Here is a 17,467-nt window from a genome sequence, read left to right on the forward strand (position 1 = left end):
ATACGTATGCATATAGGTGGTTAACATTCCTTTAACGGTTATTCTAGGATAACCGTTATCATAGGAAGTTATTCATGTACTGTCCCGCTGAAAAATCCCTGCCGAAAGGGGTGATCTGTACATTGCTTATGTCGTTGCTCGGAGCATGTACTCCGATGGCAAACGAAAATGCTCCCGGAGTCGACATGTCAACTTCAAACGCTTATGGCGACGACCTTAGCTCCGTGGTTCATACTAAACCTGTGGTCTATCAGGTTTTTACCCGCCTTTATGGTAATACCAATACAACTAACAGACCCTGGGGCACCCGTGAAGAAAACGGGGTAGGTAAATTCAACGATTTTACCGATAAGGCTCTGGCTGACATTAAAAAGCTAGGCACCTCTCACATTTGGTTTACTGGCGTCCCTCATCATGCAGTAGTAGCGGACTATTCCCAATTCGGTATTTCCAGCGATGATCCTGACGTCGTTAAAGGACGTGCTGGTTCTCCATACGCGGTAAAAGATTACTACAATGTTGACCCTGACTTAGCCGAAGACCCTGCTAACAGACTGGCTGAGTTTGAAGCGCTTATTAGTCGCACTCATGCCCATGGTATGAAAGTCATTATAGATATTGTCCCCAATCACGTTGCCCGACAATATGAATCCATGAACTTACCAGAAGGTGTGGCAAACTTTGGCGCGCAAGATAACACCAATGTTGAATATGCAAGAGATAACAACTTCTATTACGTGGTGGGAAAAGATTTCGTCGTTCCGCAAACGGGCGCATCAACATTGCCTTTAGGAGGCGAACCACACCCGCTAGCCGACGGAAAATTTAATGAAAGTCCAGCCAAATGGACTGGTAACGGCGCTCGCACCGCTCAGCCCGATGTTAACGACTGGTATGAGACTGTCAAAGTAAATTATGGGGTTAAGCCGGATGGCAGCTACGATTTTCCGGTATTACCTGACTCCTACCGGACAAAAGACTACGCGGCCCACGCCGAGTTCTGGGCGAAGCAGTCGTTGCCCGACTCATGGTACAAATTTCGCAATATCGCGCATTTCTGGCTTCGCAAAGGCGTCGACGGTTTCCGCTACGATATGGCAGAAATGGTACCGGTAGAGTTTTGGTCTTTTTTAAATTCCTCAATTAAAATGGAAAATCCCAGCGCTTTCTTGTTAGCAGAAGTCTACCAACCTGAGCTTTACCGCGATTATATTCAGCTCGGCAAAATGGACTATCTGTACGACAAGGTTGCGTTTTATGATTCGTTGAAAGCAGTTATGCAAAACAGCGGCGATACCTCTGCATTAGAAAGTGTGCAGGAGGATATGCAAGATATCGAAAGCCATATGCTGCATTTTCTTGAAAACCACGATGAACAACGCATTGCCAGCCCGCAGTTTGCCGGAAACGCGGTGAAAGGCAAACCGGCTCTTGTTGTGTCGGCGCTGATAAGCCGCTCACCAATGATGCTTTATTTTGGACAGGACGTAGGAGAGGACGGCAGTGAGGATATGGGATTCGGCGATCCTTCGCGAACGACTATATTTGATTATGCCGGAGTACCTGCCCATCAACGTTGGATGAACAACGGCAAGTTCGATGGCGGTCAATCCACCGACAAAGAAAAAGCGCTGCGGGCATATTACGAAAAAGTCATGGGTATAGCAGCTTTTCACAAAGCCATGGCCGGTGATTACACCAGTTTACACACCACTAGCCTGGGGAATGGCAGTGCGTATAGTGAGAAACAGCTTGCGTTTGCTCGTTACAAAGACAACTCCAGGCTCATTGTCATTAGTCATTTCGATTCCACAAGTGACACCTCAATTTCTGTTACGTTACCGGCGTCTCTTGTTACTGCGTGGAATCTTGAAAGCTCAATTATGGTGAAAGATTTATTAACGGGTCAAACCAATTCACTTACTGTGAAAGACGGTAAAGCCAGCTTGAATGTTGATCTTGCGCCCCTGGAGTCAAAAGTTTATGAGCTTGAATGATGCTAATTCACATTAATGCGCATTCGTATAACCATACACCAGAATAAAAAATGCGCGCCTGTGCAAAGGTTCCTCAGCTTATGCTCAGAAAAGCTGAGGGCTGGTTACGTGTAACCTAAAAACGGGTTTTGACGGCATAAGCTGCATGGTTTCTCCTCCATTGTACAAATACTCATCATCCAGTACCTTTTACGTTTATTGTGTACGCTGAATACGTATGCATTCGTTTGGTCTGGACGGGGCGAAGGGGTACTATCACTCATTATCTTAACGTCCTGTTAACAGCCGAAATAAGTGATGTGATGCCTAATCTGAAAACAGTAATATCTTTATGTCTTTCCTTCGCACTGTGGTCTGGTATCAGCAACGCCGCTGTGGTGTCGCCGCCGAACTGGTGGGTGGGGATGGAGTCTTCCGAGCTACAGTTAATGGTGTATGAACCCAACATCGCTCACAGTAAGGTAAGTACTGATTACCCAGGGGTAACCATAAAGAAAGTAAGTTCTCTGGATAGCCCCAATTATCTGTTTATTGATTTAGTCATAGAAGATGCAGCCGCTGGCCAGCTTACTTTGGAATTTATCAAAGAGGGTCACACTGTTACCACTGTTGAATATGAACTGGCCAGCCGCAGGAAAAATTCTGCACAGCGGCAGGGGTTTTCATCAAAAGATGCCATTTATCTTCTCACTCCCGACAGGTTTGCCAATGGCGATACCAGAAACGATAACGTCCAAGGCTATACCGAAAGGTTAGACCGCACCACGCCGGGTGGACGTCACGGTGGCGACGTTCAGGGGATCATCGATCATCTTGATTATTTGAAGGAAATGGGATTTACGCAGATCTGGACGATGCCGCTACTGGAAAATGCGATGGACAGCTATTCATACCACGGTTACGCCATCACCGATTATTATCAACTCGATCCTCGCTACGGTACCAACGAGTTGTATAAAACCCTCAGCGCCAAAGCACGGGATAAAGGGATTGGCGTTATCATGGATATGGTACTTAATCACATAGGCAGTAGTCATAGCTGGATGACTGATGCACCGTCAAAAGACTGGATCCATAATCGGGGCGAGTTTACACCGACAACTCATCAGCGAGAATCGCTACATGATCCCCATGGCGTTAAAGAAGATCAACAAGCTTTCAGCGATGGCTGGTTTGTTCCCTCAATGCCGGATCTCAATCAGCAAAACCGTTTCCTTGCTACCTATTTAATTCAAAACGCGATCTGGTGGGTAGAATATGCTGACTTAAGCGGAATTCGCGTAGATACCTATTCCTATTCCGATCGTGCTTTTTTATCTGAGTGGACCCGCCGACTAATGCAGGAATATCCTGACTTCAATATTGTCGGGGAGGAATGGTCTACCAATCCGCTGATTACCTCTTACTGGCAGCGGGGAACAAACAGATACGATGATTATAAAAGCTATCTTCCCAGTGTAATGGATTTTCCATTACAGGCACAGATTGCACCGGCGCTGAAAGAAAAAGAAAGCTGGGAAACAGGATTGAAGTCGCTTTACGATATTTTGACCAGCGATTTTATTTACGGCGACCCGTATAATCTCGTGGTGTTTGCCGACAATCACGATATGAGCCGGATTTTTACCCAGTTGGATGAAAGTCAGGCGCTTTGGGATATGGCAATGACCTATGTGCTCACCACACGTGGGATTCCGCAAATTTTCTACGGAACAGAAATTTTAATGGGAAATGCAGGTACAGAAGATCATGGCATCATTCGCAGCGATTTTCCGGGAGGTTGGAAAGGAGATAAAGTAAATGCATTTACTGGAGAAGGTTTAAGCGACCACCAGCGTCAAGCACAGCAGCGTGTTCGTTCACTGCTGCACTTACGTCAAAACCATCCGGTAGTGGCGACGGGAAGACTTACCCATTTTGCGCCTGTGGATGGTGTGTATGTTTATCTGCGTCATCAAGATGATATCAATGAAGCAGTGCTCGTCGTGATCAACAAACAGGCGAAAGACATTAACCTTAAGCTTAAGAGGTTTGCCTCGCATCTGGCGCCGTTTGCGATTGCCAAAAAACTGGATTCTCAACAATCGCGAGCGCTTGAGAATACGTTGCCAGTTCCTGCTAACAGTGCAACGGTTTGGATTCTGCAGTAAGGTGTTTTGCCGGCAGTAAAGAACAACAATAACTAAGAGATTTTTATGCAAACACAACAACCAAAGTTAAGCTTTTGGCAAATCTGGAATGTCAGTTTCGGGTTTTTGGGCGTGCAGTTCGGGTTTGCTCTGCAAAACGCCAATGTCAGCCGAATACTTTCAGATCTCGGCGCCGACCTACATTCTTTATCACTGTTTTGGCTGGTAGCGCCGGTTATGGGCCTAATTGTTCAGCCAATTGTTGGGTCGGCTTCGGACCGAACCTGGAATCGCCTTGGTCGCCGGCGGCCCTTTATTTTAGTAGGAGCGGTTGCCGCCGCAATCGGCATGTTACTGATGCCAAATGCGCCTTTATTTGTTGCATTTATGGTTCCTATGCTTTTCGGTGCGCTAATGCTGGCGCTGATGGACGCATCGTTCAATGTGTGTTTTCAGCCGTTTCGCTCTCTGGTCTCGGATATGGTACCGCCATCTCAACGGAATATCGGCTATTCGGTGCAAGCGCTGCTGATTAACATTGGTGCTGTCATTGGTTCTATTTTGCCGTTTGTGTTAACCAATGTGGTGGGGCTGGACAATACTGCACGGGTCGGCGAAGTCGCGCCGTCAGTAGTATGGGCTTTTTATCTGGGGGCGACGGTACTGTTAGGCTCGGTTATCTGGACAGTAATACGGACTCGAGAATATTCGCCCAAAGAATACTACCATTATAAAGGTGTAGATGCAGAAACTGTTGAGCAGGAACACGGTCAAAAGTTAAGCCCGAGTCAGCGTCTTAAGGCGTTTTTCAATCTCATTACCACCATGCCCAAAACCATGGCGCAACTGGCTGTGGTACAGTTTTTTTCCTGGTTTGCACTATTTATAATGTGGGTGTACACCATGCCAGCCATTACCCAGCATATTTGGAATGTAGACAAAAAATGGTTTGATCCTGCTTATATTGCTACCGTTGCAGCTGTGCCAGAAAATATAATCGCCGCTAAAGGCGCCGCGGGAGATTGGGTTGGTATTCTGTTTGCCGCTTATTCCGTATTTGCCGCTATCTTCTCGGTCTTTCTGGCAAAACTGGCAGATCGCTTCGGACGTAAACTGATTTACTCGCTATCACTGGCACTAGGCGGAATGAGTTATATCAGCTTCATGTTCTTTCAAGATCTTACTCCGGTGGATGTCAATTTACTTATTACACAAGTCACTGTACCTGCAGGCGCTGTCAACTTACTGTTGCCAATGTTAGGGGTAGGGATCGCTTGGGCGGCCATTTTGGCAATGCCTTATGCAATGCTCGCTGGAGCACTCCCACCAAATAAGACCGGGGTTTACATGGGAATTTTTAACTTCACCGTGGCCATTCCTCAGATAATTGCCGGATTATTCTCTGGCCTCATCCTAAGTACGGTTTTTGATAATGAAGCTAAGTACATCATTGTGGTGGCGGGATTGTCCATGATAGTGGGCGCGATAGCTGTATTTTTTGTTAAAGAACCTGATCACTTGCCGCCACCTGTCGTGGAATAGAAGGAATAATTATGAATTTGCCAAAATATGCGTTGCTGCCTGCAATCATCGCCAGCGTAATCAGCGGTTGCGCTGGTACAGACCGGACTTCTGTGACAACTGCATCACAAGCATTTTATGGAACCAAAGAACCGTTCACCGCCCAAGCCATTTATTTTGTCATGACCGACAGATTTGTCGATGGCGACTCGCAGAACAATTACCCAGATCAGGGTGGGGAGCATCCCACATGGCAGCTAGAACTACAGGGGCCGGATGGCAAGTCGGCGAATGTTGGATATATGGGCGGCGATTTGAAAGGCGTGCTAAATAACGCTGACTATATCAAAAACATGGGTTTTACTGCGGTGTGGTTGACGCCGGTTGTTGATAATCCTGATCAAGCCTTCACTGGCGGCGAACCCATCGAATACGGCGGGCAGTTTAAAGACGGCGGCAAAACCGGTTATCACGGCTATTGGGCGACCAACTTTTATCAAGCTGACGAACATCTTGTCAGCGAAGATTTATCGTTTAAAGACTACACCACAAGCATGCGACAGAATCACGGCCTTAAAACGGTTTTTGATATTGTCGCCAATCATGGCTCTCCCAGCTTCACAATGCCCGTTGACCAACCTGGGTTTGGAGAGTTATACGATGCGCAGGGTAAGCTGGTAGCGGATCATAAAAACTTGCCTCCTGAAGAGTTAGACACCTCAAAGCCGTTGCAGTCATTCTTCCATGATTTTCCTGATCTTGCCCAGTTGTCTAACCTGAATGAGGATAATCCTGATGTACAAGATTATCTGATAAACAGTTATCTTTATTGGATTGATCAAGGGGCTGATGCATTTCGCATCGATACCATTCGGCACGTGAAGCACAGCTTTTGGCGGGAAATGTCTGATCGAATTCGCTCAGCACATCCAGGCTTTTACATGTTTGGAGAAAGCTTTCAATATGACGCAAACTTTATCGCTCAGCATACGCTGCCAAAAAACGGCGGCATCAGTGTACTGGATTTCCCCATGCAAAAAGCAATGGTGGAAGTTTTTACCAACAAAGACAGCGATTTTGGTGAGCTAGAGGACGTACTGTACCTGACCCACGGGCCGTACAACAACCCTTACGAGCTTACCACCTTCTACGACAATCATGACATGCCGCGTATGGATGCGTCCGATGCTGGGTTCATGAATGCGCATAACTGGCTGTTTACTGTGCGCGGGATTCCTGTGGTATATCAGGGATCAGAAATAGGGTTTATGCGAGGAACAGCCGAACATGAAGGAAATCGTAACTATTTTGGCCAATCAAATATAGAAAAAGCTAAAAATCATCCAATTCATAACGCGCTAAAGAAAATTGCAATGGTAAGAAAGGCCACTCCAGCCTTACAGCGCGGGTTACAGCTTAATATTAAGTTGCAGGGGAATACAGCGTCTTTCTATCGGATTCTGCAGGAAGGTGATATTTCACAGACCGCATTAGTCTTACTGAACAAAGGTAACGCACCTGCGTCTTTTTCGGTGAACGATTTTATTCAAGCCGGTGAATGGACAGAGCAACTGTCAGGAGAGTCAAAATCATTAACGCGTGGCGCAACACTCAATACATCGGTAGCAGCTAACAGCGTTCAAGTGTGGGTGCGGGACGGGATAATAACAGAACCTACCTTGATTCAGACTCTGGAAAACAGAATGGCAGCGCAGTAATTCTACCTTCAACGCGGGCAGTAAACGGTCTGCTGCCCGCTCTTTTTCTCTCCCTTAAACTCTTATTGCTATTGTCATAGACATGGGATCTCCTCAGAGAAAGCAGAAGATTTTTCCATTGTCGTAAGAATGTCATATTCTCGCGAGACAATAACATCGATTTCGAAAGATTAGGTGCAGCTTGTTTTTGGGCACTTTCTTTGCTTAGCTTCTTCAGCAAGGCAAAAAAGGATGCATTTACCTTCGCCTACTCATTAATCTTGGAGTTATTTATGAGCGTTTCATTTTTTGATAAAAGCCGCAACTTTAGTTGTGCTATGGAAAAGCAAGATATTACTGAAACCATGCGTCGAAAAATTATGAGCAGCTTTTATTTTGGCGGTTACTGCACTGTTGACGGGCAAACAGTGAGAGATTTCGATGCACTGCTGAAAATCTGTCACAACTCACGGCAGACTACCGAACGGTTAGAAAGCGCATAATTTGGCGTATCGAGTAAAGGTAGGCATAAAAAGAGCGGGCAGACTATCGCCACTGGGTGTCATGCTCCGCCTTAATTTATGCTCGCTCGTGCAGCACAACGTTAACTATTGTCGCTACCACAAGACTGTCGAATGATAAGTTCCGCTGGCATCAGGTAATCATGAACTTCTTGTTTGGCAATGGCCTTTAGGAGAGTATTTACCAGAATTTCACCGGCCAAACGGGTATTTTGCTGCACAGTAGTGAGTGCCGGCGTAGTAAAACCGGAAACCTGAATATTATCGTAGCCGACTACGGCAACATCCTCAGGAACGGAGTACGGACTGAGCCGCAGCGCTTTTAATACTCCCATTGCAATCAAATCTGATGCGCAAACGATGGCGTCGGGTAATGCCTCTTGTTCCAGCAATTCTTGCACAGCGTGAAAACCGGAATCTTCCGTCGAAATTGCATCGAATTGTGGAGTGTCTTCGGTCCACAGTCCGTGTTTGCTCAATGCATCAACATAACCCTGGTGTCTCGCCATAAACTCTGGCGCATGACTACCAGCATCGCCGATAAAAGCAAAACTACGATGTCCCATTTTTACCAGGTGTTCGGTAATATCGAAACCCCCTTGGTAATTGTCGCAGCCGATACTGACTCCTGGATGCTCTTTATCATGAGCACCCCAGCGCACAAAATGGGTGCCTTGCTCCTCCAACTGTGAAAGCTTGTTGCGGTAGGATAAATAGTCGCCATAGCCGAGCAAAATTATCCCGTCTGCTTTATTAGAATCTTCATACTCCGCGTGCCAGTCATCATCAAGGTTTTGAAAAGATACCAGTAAATCATACCGCGCATTGGCGCAGGCGCGGGTAATACTACCTAGCATGGAAAGGAAAAACGGGTTAATCATCGAATCATCAGAAGTGGGATCTTCAAATAACAACAAAGCAATAGTATTGCTTTTTTGGGTTCGCAAATTACTGGCGTTTTTGTCAACCTTGTAATTAAGCTCCCGGGCAATCCGCTGCACACGATCGCGGGTTTCCTGATTAACCAACGGGCTGTTATTCAACGCGCGGGATACTGTGGACTGGGAAACGCCAGCAATATGGGCAATGTCAAAAGAGGTTGCTTTTTCTTTCATGAACACCATTTCTTGGAACGGAATACAGCACTTCGCCAAAGCTGATAGATTACCATATTTTGTCGACAGAACGATTTTTTCTGAATTCACTGTTGCTTTACAGCAGCTAATTAGCTGTAGCCGCTGTTTATTTAATCACTCGCTTCGGGGTTTACAATAAATGTTGTTTGGCCTGGAGCGGTCGGTGTTATACTCACGGCACGAATTTTGTTCAAATTAATAATAAGGGGAATACGCGAATGGCCGAGACTGATCACCGTCCGACCAATTTTATCCGGCAAATTATAGATAAAGATCTTGCGTCCGGTGCGCACACTACGGTTAAAACGCGCTTCCCGCCAGAACCTAACGGCTTTCTGCATATTGGGCACGCAAAATCTATATGTCTTAACTTTGGTATTGCAGAAGATTACAGCGGTACCTGCAATCTGCGTTTTGACGATACCAATCCCGCTAAAGAAGACATCGCGTTTGTTAACTCAATTAAAGAAGATGTGCAGTGGCTTGGTTTTCAGTGGAATGGAGAAGCGCGTTATTCCTCAGGCTATTTCGATCAGCTGCACGCTTTTGCCAGCGAACTAATAGAAAAGGGTTTGGCATACGTAGATTTTTCCCCGCAGGACGTCATGCGAGAAATGCGCGGTACGCTAACGGAGCCGGGAAAAAACAGCCCTTATCGTGATACAGATGTCGAAACTAACAAGCGCGAGTTTGCAAAGATGACTGCCGGTGAATACGCCGAAGGCCAGTGTAGCTTACGAGCGAAAATTGATATGGCATCACCATTTATGTGCATGCGTGATCCTGTGCTATACCGGGTGAAATTTGCCCATCATCATCAAACCGGCGATAAATGGTGCATTTACCCGATGTATGATTTTACTCATTGTATTTCGGACGCGCTGGAAGGTATCACCCATTCTTTATGTACATTGGAGTTTCAAGATAACCGCCGTTTATATGATTGGGTAATCGATAATATATCGATTGACTCTAAACCTCGTCAGTACGAATTTTCCCGGCTCAATCTTGAATATACGGTATTAAGTAAGCGACGCCTGATTCAATTGGTAGATGAACATCATGTTTCTGGTTGGGATGACCCCCGTATGCCTACAATCGCAGGATTGCGCCGCCGAGGCTACACCGCTGGTTCTATACGGGAATTCTGCAAACGTATTGGCATCACGAAAATGGACAATATGGTGGAAATGGGCATGCTGGAAGCCTGTATTCGCGATGATCTTAATGTAAATGCGCCTAGAGCAATGGCAGTTTTAGAGCCCATTAAATTGGTGATAGAGAATTATCCGCAGGATAAAACGGAAACGTTGACCGCGCCTAATCATCCTAATGATGAATCAATGGGAACAAGATCAGTTCCGTTCAGCCGTGAAGTATGGATAGAAGCTGAAGATTTTCGCGAAGAAGCCAACAAAAAGTTCAAACGTTTAGTGCTGGGTAAGGAAGTACGTCTTCGAAATGCCTATGTAGTAAAAGCAGAACGTGTGGAGAAAGACGAGCAGGGCAATGTTATCACCGTTTATTGCTCCTATGATGCGGATACCCTAGGTAAGGATCCCGCTGATGGGCGTAAGGTAAAGGGCGTAATTCATTGGGTAGATGCCGCTTCGGGTCAGGCAGCAGAATTCCGGTTGTATGATCGTTTGTTTAATGTTCCCAATCCGGCAGCCGAAGAAGATTTCGTCGACGCCATTAATGCGGACTCACTGGTCACTAAAAAAGGCTGGGTGGAAGCTGGGTTAACTGAAAATGTGCCAGAAGCTGGGGCGTGGCAGTTTGAACGTACGGGTTATTTCTGTGTGGATTCAGATAGCACCGCGGCTATGCCGGTGTTTAACCGTACCGTAGGCTTGCGAGACACGTGGGCAAAAATTGACGATAATTAGAACCAAATAAAATTTGGTGATAAAAAGGCTGTAATCGCAGCCTTTTTTTTACTATCTTCGCAAATTTGTTTTTAGTCAAACCCGCCAAAGCCATCTTTACTTTGGTTGGCAATCCAGACTCTGACCGTTTACAGCTTCGCTATCTTTTCCCATTAAATAAAGGTAAAGCGGCATAATATCTGCGGGAGTTTTTAACGTCTGCGGATCTTCTGCAGGAAATGCGCTGGCCCGCATAGCGGTTCTTGTAGCGCCAGGGTTGATACAATTAAAGCGTACGTTACGTTTGGCATATTCGGCTGCCAAAACTTGCATCATGCCTTCAGTGGCAAATTTCGAAACTGCATATGTGCCCCAGAATGCACGTCCCTGGCGGCCAACACCAGAAGACGTGAATATTACCGATGCGCTATCCGATTTAAGTAGCTGTGGCAGTAACGCCTGGGTCATAAAAGCCGCGCCGTTTACGTTTACCTGCATCCCGTTAAGCCACTCATCTGGCTCAATATCCGCAAATGCGCTCAAATGTCCCAGAACCGAAGCATTGTGTAAAATACCATCAAGCTTGCCAAACTGATCGGCAATTGTCTCGGCCATGTCTATGTAATTCTTTTTGGTCGCGCCTCTAATGTCCAACGGAACGATAGCGGGTTCCGGTGAACCTGCAGCAACTATTGCGTCGTATACAGTTTCAAGTTTTTTCACCGTGCGCCCCAGCAAGATACAAGTGGCACCATGAGCAGCGTAGGTTTTTGCAGCCTCTGCACCAATACCGTCACCAGCTCCTGTTATTAGTATAGTTCGGTTTTCCAGCAAGCCCGCAGGCGCCTGATAATTATTCATAACCTCATTTATCCGGTATCGACTATTCTTTATATATGAAACAAAGACAGCCATTGTGATGATCGAACGCAGATCATACCCAGCGAGGGTGTTTTGTAAACCTGGAGGAAAGAAATTACAGCAAAAATTTATCCACTTGCAAAATGTTAACAAATCTTTGCAAAGTTATTGCAAAGCCAATAATATTGGATGAAATGTAACTGGTCTAACTTCTTCCGTTCGACGCCTGATGCCGCACCGTATAAGAGCTTTTAAGGGTGGCGATAGGAAGGTAAATTTTAGGTCCAGAATAACAACAATGAAATTCTAGGGAGACACAATGAGAAAACTCTTTATCAGCTCCAGCATCGCTTTGGCGTTGGGTTTGGCTGGCTGCGGAGGTTCCAACGACACCATCGAAGACATTCAGGATGAAACACCTGTGCAAACACCGCTTTCCCGTATTGTGTTTGATCCAGCAAATGGCGACCTGAATATCCCCAATGATTTGCTTATGCTACCCGGCGACGACGGTTTTTTTGATTATACGTTAAATATTCCGGTAGCAGATACAACTGACTTTGCTGATCCGCAAAACGCATTAAATGTTTTGGACGGTTGGTCAACTCAGCACCCATTCGTTATTAATGTGCAGACACCTTCAGGCGTGTCACTGGATGGTGATACATTATCCGCAGGCGTCATGCTTTATGAGGCCACGTTAGGGTTGGACCAAAGCGATCCCGATTGTGCCAGCGCGGCGATACCTTCTTCGGGTTGTAAGGTAGGAGCACAATTGCAGTACGGAACAGATTATGTACTTAGCCTAATTGATGCCAACACCATTAGCGTGGTGCCGCTAAAGCCATTAAAGCCGGCTCATGGTTATATGTTAGTTATGACCACAGATCTTAAAGACTCCTCTGGCAAAGCGGTCGCGGGTTCTACAACGTGGGAACTGGTTCGCCAGGATATTAATTCTAAGCCCCTGGCCACTGACGATCAGCTTCAACTGCAGGGTCTGGTCAATTCTTTTATTACCCCCTTAGAAGAAGTGGGGCTAAATCGTGAAGATATCACCTATGTTTCTGCTTTTACTACCCAGTCGACTGATATCGCTTTGCAAAGTCTTAAAAAAGTGATGGTCGCCGAGTATGCGGCTCGTGCCGGAGCGGGCGATCCCTCAGCGGGCGAAGCGCTGCCAGTTATTGTTGTCACGGATCCTGCGGCGGCACCCAATGCTATGGAAGCACTTAATCTTGCCTCTGCGGAAGCGCTGAAAGACGCTGTTGAAACAGGGATAGCGGACCTGTCTGCCGAAGCTGCAGCATTTATTCAAACAATAGATTTTAGTCTTCTACAAACCTGTGAGGGGTTATTAGGTACGACTTCTGGTGCGCTGGAATCAACCTGGGGTCCCGAGGTAAATGAATTTGCAGTCGCCTTGTCGGAGGGCATTCTTCAACAAGCGGGAGCTTTTTGCGCTGCCCAACGTTATGAAGGAACTGTATCTCTTCCTTATTACCTGGGTGTTCCCAGTGCGGAAAATCCACGGGCGCCAGTCAATGATTTTTGGCATGCGGCCTGTGACAGCGGCATTGTGCTAGCTCGCGCGTCAGAAGAAGTGTTAGCCGGGGCGACGCCCGGACCCAACCACGCGATGTGTCAACAGCTGGGCTTAGCTGATCTGCGCGTGAACGGTAAAATGTTAGACCCGGCTCGCAATATCACCCGGTTCAATCCCGTTCCTCAATCAACAGGCGGTAATAACGGTAAAGAAACGCTTGATGTACAAATTACCGTACCTAACCCTGATGTTGCAGCAGGTTTGGGGTTTGAAATCAGCGAACCTGAAGCGGGCTGGCCGGTTGTGATTTTGTCTCATGGCATTACCAGTAAGAAAGAAGATATGCTGGCGATTAGTGGAGCGTTATCATTAGCAGGTATAGCAACAGTAGCCATTGATCAGCCGCTGCACGGCAGTCGTGGTTTCGACTTAGACGGTGATGGCACCGACGAAATCAACGCTACGGAAATTAGCGCGACCCACTATATGAATCTGGCGAGTTTACCGACAGCTCGCGACAATTTACGGCAAAGCGTTGCTGATTTACTCGGCCTGCGTCTTGGCCTGAATGCGTTGAATGACACAACAAGCGATCAAGCAGTCAATTTTGATTTGTCTCGTGTGTCTGTTATGGGCGTATCGTTGGGCGCTATTGCTGGGCTTAATTTTGCGGCGGTAGCCAACAGCAATCTGGGCGGTGAACTGGAACCTTTGAACGGACTTTATGCGGTTAAAGAAGCATCGCTTGAATCACCGGGCGGCGGAGTAGCTCAATTTCTAATTGAATCCCGTACGTTCGGGCCGTTAATCAAGGGGCTGTTGTTATCTGAATCGTCAGAAGAATTCCAGGCATTATTGATGCAACTTTATGAAACTTCTGACGTGACACAAGAGCAGCTAACAGCGGCAGTTGCAGTATTTAATGATAATTTGACTGCAGAACAAGCTGCGGCTGTACAAGCTACGTTAGCAGAGTTTGCTTTTGCAGCGCAAACCGTTATGGATGCAGGTGATGCTAACAACTATGCGGGTATGGTTGCTGAAACTACGCCAGTGCATATGATGACGGTAGTGGGAGATGGCGGCGAAGAAAACCTGCCTGATCAGGTAATTCCTGTTACCACAACTTTGCCGTTGTCAGGACAACAGGCGTTGGCTGCGGTTTTGGGGCTGCAGCAGGTATCTTCTACCCTTTCTGGTACGTCACCGGTGAGTGGCCAGGTACAGTTTAACCAGGGGGCACACGGCTCCAGTTTAAATCCTGAGGCGGGTTTAGCCGTGTTTACTGAGATGCAGAAGGAAGTGGCTGGTTATATTGCATCAGATGCCACGATTCTTCCCATTGAAAACGAAGATGTTGTAGCAAACTAGTTACGCCTAATATCGAAGCCGTCGAATTACGTGTTGCCCTTAAGGGACTCCGTGATTCGTCGGCTTTTTACTTTGCTTACAAAATCTTTTTGTTAAGTGTTTGTTAATAGGTCTGGCCTGTGCTAAATCTGCTATACAAGAAACTTGCGGTCAACATCAAGGAGACATGATGACAAAGTTTACGCAATCTTCCATTTCGGTTACAAGCTCCCGCGTTGGAGCCGCTGCTTTGCCGTGGAAAAAAAGTTTACTAGCGCTTTCGCTACTATTCGCGCTCGGCGGCTGCGGTGATAATGATAACGATTTTAGTAATGTTGAAAAACCGACACCTGAACCGACGGATCCTACAACGCCTGCAACGCCAACAATGGTGGCGTTTGACGATGATGGTGTTTTAAATGCGGATATTCGCTGGACCAAATACGGCGTTCCCCATGTTACTGCGGATAATTTAGAAAGTATGGCTTACGGGGTAGGTTATGCGTTCGCTAGAGACAATATGTGTGTGCTCGCTGATCAAATAGTCAAATACAATTCGCAGCGGGCGAAGTTTTTCGGCCCCGACGAAGTGCAGGGTAGCGGCGATTCTGAAAATCTTATTAACGACTTTGGTTTTCTGACGTTGGGGATCAGACAATTAGCCGAAGAAAATCTGCCGCGCATGTCTGCTAACAGTCGGGCGATGTTTCAAGGGTATACGGCAGGGTATAATAAATATTTAAACGACACGCCTGTTGAAGATCAAGATCCCGCTTGTGCAGGTCAGCCGTGGGTTTATGAGCTGGACAGCACGGATATTTTGACCTATTCCTTGGGTGTCGCCTTATTGCCAGGGGCTGCAAACTTTCTTGGACCCATGTTTCTGGCAGCCCCTCCGGGAAAAGATTATCTGCCGCAACCTGCCACTGCTTCTACAACAAAAGTTAAGATGACGCCCGCCGTCACAGTACCGCCAACCAATCCTGCGGATATGGGCTCCAATGGCTGGGCGTTGGGCAGTGAAAAAACGGAAAATGGAATGGGTATGGTGTTAGCCAACCCTCATTTCCCCCATACCGGAAACTTACGCTTCTGGCAATTTCACACTACTATTCCCGGCCATTTGAATGTGTTGGGTAGCTCATTAATGGGTTTACCTGGCGCAGTGAATATAGGCTTTAACGACAATATTGCCTGGACCCATACCTTCTCTACCGCAGAGCATTTTGTTATCTATCAACTACGTCTTGATGATGAAGATGATAGCAATATGACGCATATGATTGATGGCAATCGCCGGACTATTTACGAAAAGCCGTTGGAAATTGAGGTGGCGGTGGGCCCGGGTACGACAATCAAAATGAACAAAACGTCCTATTATACGAATTACGGGCCAATGGTTGAAGTCCCCGGTAGCTTTGATTGGACCGACACCAACGCCTTTGCCATTAAAGATGCGAATCTGCCAAATCTGGATGTCGTCGATCATTGGCTGGCAATGAATATGGCCACTAGTATGGAAGAGTTCAAACAGGCCTTTAAAAACTACGATGGTGTTATTTTTAACAATACAATGGCAGCATCAAAAGAAGGTGAGGTTTTCTATATCGATGACTCCACTGTACCTTATTTGACTGAAACAGCCTTGAACGAGCTTACTACTAATCCGTTGCTGGTACAGACAAAAGCCGCAGCAGGTTTTACTGTGTTACCGGGCTATTTATCGGCGTTTGATTTTGAACGTCCGGTACCCTATGAAAATGCGCCGAAATACGAAGGCGAAGATTTTGTTCAAAACTCCAATGACAGCTTTTGGCTGACGAATTTCAATTCGCCAATTACCGGCGTGTCTCCCCTGTACGGGCAAACCGACTATCAGCAATCATTGCGTTCGCGAATGGGCCAGAAGTTTATGCAGACAGCAGCGGGCAGCGATAATAAGTTTAATCCCGCAGAGCTTGAAACAATGCTGATGAGCAATCGCAGCTATCTTGCGGAGGATATTCTACCGTCGGTGCTGCAGATGTGCGAAGCACAAGGCGCTACCGCGGTGAATGTAGATGGCGAAGATGTTGATATCAGTGCTGCTTGCTCAGCCCTTGCAACATGGGATGGCACCATGAACACCAGCAGCGTAGGAGCGCACGTATTCAGAGAATTTGCGTTTCAGTTTGCTACCGATCCGCAGTGGGAGACGCCGTTTAATGCAGAGGAACCGTTAACAACACCCTCGGGATTGATACAAAATGCCACTACCTTAGCTCAGTTTGCCCGGGCAGTGCAGGTGCTTGAAGCGGCGAACGTCGCACCGGATGCTGAATTTGGTAGTGTACAGTTCGTTGAGCGCAGTCTGCCTGATGGTACGCCTTCGGGTGAGCGGTTGCCGTGGGGCGGCGCGCATAATATAGAAGGCGGTTTCAATGTGTTTAATATTGTGCCGGACAATAACGGCACTTTGTTGCGAAGACACACGTACGCGCCGCTTAACGACACCACCATCATGAGTGCAGAGGCACAGGGTTATCATATTAACTACGGGAGTAGCTGGATGTTAATTGTGAATTTCACCGAAGCCGGACCGCAGGCGAGGGGGATCTTAACTTACTCTCAGTCCCGCGTGTATGGGTCGGAGCATTTCCTTGATCAGACTCGTCTTTACTCATCACAGCCTCAGTTACGAGATGTGTATTTTACGGACCAAGCCATTACTGATAACACAATTGAGCAAATCAGCTTATCGTCAGAATAAACGAACACTGATACAATAGCGTAAGAACGATACCTCATAGTAAAAAGGACCTGAAATAAGGTCCTTTTGTTTTGTAACTTAGGAGAGAACGC

The 17,467-nt window shown here is 46.7% G+C and carries 10 protein-coding genes; 8 read left to right on the top strand and 2 right to left on the bottom strand.

The genetic code is table 11. The features are described from left to right. Positions 1-185 precede the first annotated feature (185 nt). The 5 genes from CA267_RS18140 (at position 186) to CA267_RS18160 (ending at position 7,847) form a co-directional block, all read left to right on the top strand. Positions 186-1,997 carry an alpha-amylase family protein gene (locus tag CA267_RS18140; protein ID WP_232367574.1) on the top strand — a complete coding sequence of 604 codons (1,812 nt, stop codon included), beginning with the start codon at positions 186-188 and terminating at the stop codon, positions 1,995-1,997. Between the two features lie 302 nt (positions 1,998-2,299). Beyond that, complete coding sequence (locus tag CA267_RS18145; protein WP_075609478.1) at positions 2,300-4,147, top strand: glycoside hydrolase family 13 protein; 1,848 nt, start codon at positions 2,300-2,302, stop codon at positions 4,145-4,147. Positions 4,148-4,192: 45 nt separating this feature from the next. Beyond that, positions 4,193-5,668 (top strand): MFS transporter, encoded by a 1,476-nt coding sequence (locus CA267_RS18150; RefSeq protein WP_075609477.1) that lies wholly within the window; start codon positions 4,193-4,195, stop codon positions 5,666-5,668. Between the two features lie 11 nt (positions 5,669-5,679). Beyond that, positions 5,680-7,365: an alpha-amylase family glycosyl hydrolase gene (locus CA267_RS18155; protein ID WP_075609476.1), complete on the top strand. Its 1,686-nt coding sequence runs from the start codon at positions 5,680-5,682 to the stop codon at positions 7,363-7,365. Between the two features lie 272 nt (positions 7,366-7,637). Further along, complete coding sequence (locus CA267_RS18160; RefSeq protein ID WP_097349134.1) at positions 7,638-7,847, top strand: hypothetical protein; 210 nt, start codon at positions 7,638-7,640, stop codon at positions 7,845-7,847. Positions 7,848-7,948: 101 nt separating this feature from the next. Here the strand turns inward: CA267_RS18160 and CA267_RS18165 are convergent, their stop codons facing one another. Further along, on the bottom strand, positions 7,949-8,980 hold the full coding sequence (locus CA267_RS18165; protein WP_075610073.1) for a LacI family DNA-binding transcriptional regulator: 1,032 nt from the start codon (positions 8,978-8,980) through the stop codon (positions 7,949-7,951). A gap of 239 nt (positions 8,981-9,219) precedes the next feature. Between CA267_RS18165 and glnS the strand changes: the two genes are divergently transcribed. Further along, positions 9,220-10,890 (top strand): glutamine--tRNA ligase, encoded by a 1,671-nt coding sequence (gene glnS / locus CA267_RS18170; protein WP_075609474.1) that lies wholly within the window; start codon positions 9,220-9,222, stop codon positions 10,888-10,890. Between the two features lie 96 nt (positions 10,891-10,986). Here the strand turns inward: glnS and CA267_RS18175 are convergent, their stop codons facing one another. Next, the gene (locus CA267_RS18175) at positions 10,987-11,730 is read right to left on the bottom strand and encodes a YciK family oxidoreductase (RefSeq protein WP_075609473.1); all 744 of its coding nucleotides are present in this window, start codon (positions 11,728-11,730) and stop codon (positions 10,987-10,989) included. Between the two features lie 319 nt (positions 11,731-12,049). Between CA267_RS18175 and CA267_RS18180 the strand changes: the two genes are divergently transcribed. Together CA267_RS18180 and CA267_RS18185 are read left to right on the top strand one after the other, a co-directional pair. Then, positions 12,050-14,647 (top strand): VolA/Pla-1 family phospholipase, encoded by a 2,598-nt coding sequence (locus tag CA267_RS18180; protein WP_075609472.1) that lies wholly within the window; start codon positions 12,050-12,052, stop codon positions 14,645-14,647. Between the two features lie 169 nt (positions 14,648-14,816). Continuing rightward, positions 14,817-17,375, top strand: coding sequence for an acylase (locus tag CA267_RS18185; RefSeq protein ID WP_083638450.1), 2,559 nt, complete (start codon positions 14,817-14,819; stop codon positions 17,373-17,375). The last annotated feature ends 92 nt before the right edge of the window (positions 17,376-17,467 follow it).

Source organism: Alteromonas pelagimontana (assembly GCF_002499975.2).
GTDB classification, from domain to species: Bacteria; Pseudomonadota; Gammaproteobacteria; order Enterobacterales; family Alteromonadaceae; genus Alteromonas; species Alteromonas pelagimontana.